Genomic DNA, 2,951 nt, shown 5'->3' with positions numbered 1-2,951 from the left:
TAGTTGACCAGATCGTCGCAATCGATCTGGCTCTTGACCCAGTCGGGCATTTCCGACGTCAGGCCCTTGCCGCAGACATCGCCTTCGAACGGTGCACCCATTTCGATGATGTCGAAATCGACGGTGCCGGTGGCGATCGACTGCTGCAGGCGGGCGTTGTAGTCGGCCTGCGCCAGGTCGATCCAGTTGATCTTGGCGCCGGTATAGGTCTCCCATGGCTTCAGGAAGCCACGGAACAGCACATTGTGCAGGTTCTGGTTGTTGAGACCCATGAAGGTCAGCTCGACGCCGGCGAATTCGCCTTCCTTGACGTTGGCCTTGGTCGCCTCGAGGCAGAGTTCACCGACCTTCTGGAAATCGGCATCCGTCGGCTGGCCCTTGCCGACGCCGGGGATCTGCAGGATCTTGGAGCGCAACTCGCTCGCCGCGGAAGCCGGGCGCGTCAAGGCGCCAAGCCCGGCGCCGGATGCGGCGGCGATCGCGGCCATGCTGGCCGCACCCTTCAATATGTCGCGCCGTGTGGCGCCGGCACGGACAAGTTTATCGTAAAGACCTGTTCTCATGACTATTCCTCCCAGAACATCAGCGTGAATGGATATGACCAACCTTGTCGGACGCTGGAGCGCCAACGGTTCTCCCGGCTCGGAAACGAACTGCGCAGGACCCCACCTGCTCGATTGAAGTTCCGATTTTGCGCATCGGGTAACCGGCATTCGGACCAGCGTCCGCCACTATTCTCACAACCAAACGCCGTGTCAACGAGAACAGGTTTTTATCTATAAGAGACTGACTTGCCCTGACCGGTCGCGTTGGTTAGCTTCTGCGCCTACGGCCAGTGGGAGCCGGAAGGGGAGTATATGGCTCAAGTCGCGATCAGCAAGGTGGCCAAGGCGTTCGGAACGGTCAAGGTTCTGCACGAAGTCAGCGTCGACATCGCCGACGGACAGTTCGTGGTGCTGGTTGGCCCTTCGGGTTGCGGCAAGTCCACGCTGCTCAGGATGGTGGCCGGGCTGGAGACCGTCTCCGCCGGCACGATCGCCATTGGCGACCGCGTCGTCAACCATTTGCCGCCGGCCAAGCGCGACATTGCCATGGTGTTCCAGAACTATGCGCTCTATCCGCACAAGACCGTCGAGCAGAACATGGCCTTTGCGCTCAAGCTGCGGAAAACCGATCCGGCCGAGGTGGCCCAGCGGGTCAAGCGCGCCGCCGACATCCTCGATCTAAATCCCTATCTGAAGCGCTATCCCAGGCAGCTTTCCGGCGGCCAGCGCCAGCGCGTCGCCATGGGCCGCGCGATCGTGCGCAATCCGCAGGTGTTCCTGTTCGACGAGCCGCTCTCCAATCTCGACGCCAAGCTGCGCGTGCAGATGCGCACCGAGATCAAGGAACTGCACCAGCGGTTGAAGACCACCACCATCTACGTCACCCACGACCAGATCGAGGCCATGACCATGGCCGACAAGATCGTCGTCATGCGTGACGGCCGTATCGAGCAGGTCGGCGCGCCGCTGGAACTGTTCGACCGACCGGCCAATCTGTTTGTCGCCGGCTTCATCGGCTCGCCTTCGATGAACCTGCTCAAGGGCGTCATGCGCAAGGGCGCCAAGCCCGGTGTCGACATCGCGGGCACGCTGTTCCCGATTGCACCAGGCAATGCCGCACAGGACGGCCAGGCCGTCGTCTATGGCGTGCGCCCGGAACATCTCGAGATCCATCCCGATGGCGTGCCGGCGAAGATTTCGGTGGTTGAGCCGACCGGCTCGGAAACGTTGGTGTTCCTGCGCTTCGGCGACGGCGAGATGGTGGCGCTGTTTCGCGAGCGCCACGACTTCAAGCCCGGCGACACGCTGACCCTGAAGCCGCGGCTCGACCAGATCCATCTTTTCGACGCCGAGACCGGCAAGCGTCTCTGATCTCAACCGGACTTCACGAGGACTATCATGCTCAAAGGCATCAACCCGCTGCTCAATGCCGACGTGCTGCAGGCATTGCGGGCAATGGGCCATGGCGATGATTTGATCATCGCCGACACCAATTTTCCGTCCGATTCGGTGGCGCGCCAGACCGCGCTCGGCCGCCTGCTGCGCATCGATGCCTCGGCTGCCGAGGTGGCCAAGGCGGTGCTGTCGCTCTACCCGCTGGACACGTTCGTCGATGACTCCGCCGCGCGCATGGAGATCGTCGGCAAGCCGGACGAGATTCCGGCTGTGCAGAAGGAAGTGCAGAAGGAAGTCGACAAGGCCGAGGGCAAGTCCTGGCCGATGATAGCTGTCGAGCGCTATGCCTTCTACGAGCGCGCCAAACAGGCCTATTGCGTCATCCAGACCGGCGAACGCCGCTTCTACGGCTGCTTCGCCTTCCGCAAGGGCGTCGTGCCGCCGGATGCGGAGTAGCGGCATGGCTTCGGGCAAGCCTGTCGTCATCCTGGGTGTGTTCGTCGCCGACACCGCCTACAGGGCGCAGCGGCAACCGCGCATGGGCGAAACCATCCTCGGCACATCCTTCACGCTCGGTCCGGGCGGCAAAGGCTCGAACCAGGCGGTGGCCGTCGGCAAGCTCGGCGCCGACGTCACCTTCCTCACCCGCCTCGGCGTCGACCCCTTCGCCGACATGGCCAGGCAGACCTGGGCGCAGGCGGGCGTCAAGAATGCCGTCATCGACACGCCGGAAAGCTACACCGGTGCGGCCTACATCTTCGTCGAGGAGACCACCGGCAACAACGCCATCATCGTCAGCCCCGGTGCCGCCATGCTGATCTCGCCTGCCGATATCGAAGCCAATGCCGCGCTGATCAGCGGTGCCGGCGTTTTCGTCACGCAGCTCGAACAGCCGATCGAAGCCGCTATGCGGGCGCTGGAGATCGCGCGTGGGGCAGGGGTGACGACGATCCTCAACCCGGCCCCGGCGGCAAAGCTTCCCGACCGCATCTATACGCTGTGCGACTACCT

Annotated in this window: 3 protein-coding genes and 1 pseudogene; 3 read left to right on the top strand and 1 reads right to left on the bottom strand. The window is 63.2% G+C overall.

Annotated elements, in window-relative coordinates:
* Nucleotides 1-563: pseudogene (locus EN993_RS34005) on the bottom strand (sugar ABC transporter substrate-binding protein); the annotation flags it as partial.
* Nucleotides 564-857: 294 nt separating this feature from the next.
* Between EN993_RS34005 and ugpC the strand changes: the two are divergent.
* The 3 genes from ugpC to EN993_RS33990 all read left to right on the top strand — a co-directional run.
* On the top strand, nucleotides 858-1,916 hold the full coding sequence (gene ugpC, locus EN993_RS34000; protein ID WP_127266065.1) for a sn-glycerol-3-phosphate ABC transporter ATP-binding protein UgpC: 1,059 nt from the start codon (nucleotides 858-860) through the stop codon (nucleotides 1,914-1,916).
* A 27-nt stretch (nucleotides 1,917-1,943) separates the two neighbouring features.
* Nucleotides 1,944-2,396 carry an RbsD/FucU family protein gene (locus tag EN993_RS33995; protein ID WP_109669521.1) on the top strand — a complete coding sequence of 151 codons (453 nt, stop codon included), beginning with the start codon at nucleotides 1,944-1,946 and terminating at the stop codon, nucleotides 2,394-2,396.
* Between the two features lie 4 nt (nucleotides 2,397-2,400).
* Nucleotides 2,401-2,951, top strand: a 551-nt coding sequence (locus EN993_RS33990; protein ID WP_245469046.1) for a PfkB family carbohydrate kinase, incomplete at its 3' end; no start/stop codon positions are given.

This window comes from Mesorhizobium sp. M7D.F.Ca.US.004.01.2.1 (assembly GCF_003997785.1).
Lineage (GTDB): Bacteria > Pseudomonadota > Alphaproteobacteria > Rhizobiales > Rhizobiaceae > Mesorhizobium > Mesorhizobium loti.
The sequence above is the reverse complement of the archived record's forward strand: the minus strand, read 5'-3'. Positions and strand labels throughout refer to the sequence as shown.

What these genes read in the sequence shown, in the direction of transcription:
- EN993_RS33995 (WP_109669521.1), top strand. Translation starts at nt 1,944, where the DNA reads ATGCTCAAAGGCATCAACCCGCTGCTCAATGCCGACGTGCTGCAGGCA.
- ugpC (WP_127266065.1), top strand. Translation starts at nt 858, where the DNA reads ATGGCTCAAGTCGCGATCAGCAAGGTGGCCAAGGCGTTCGGAACGGTC.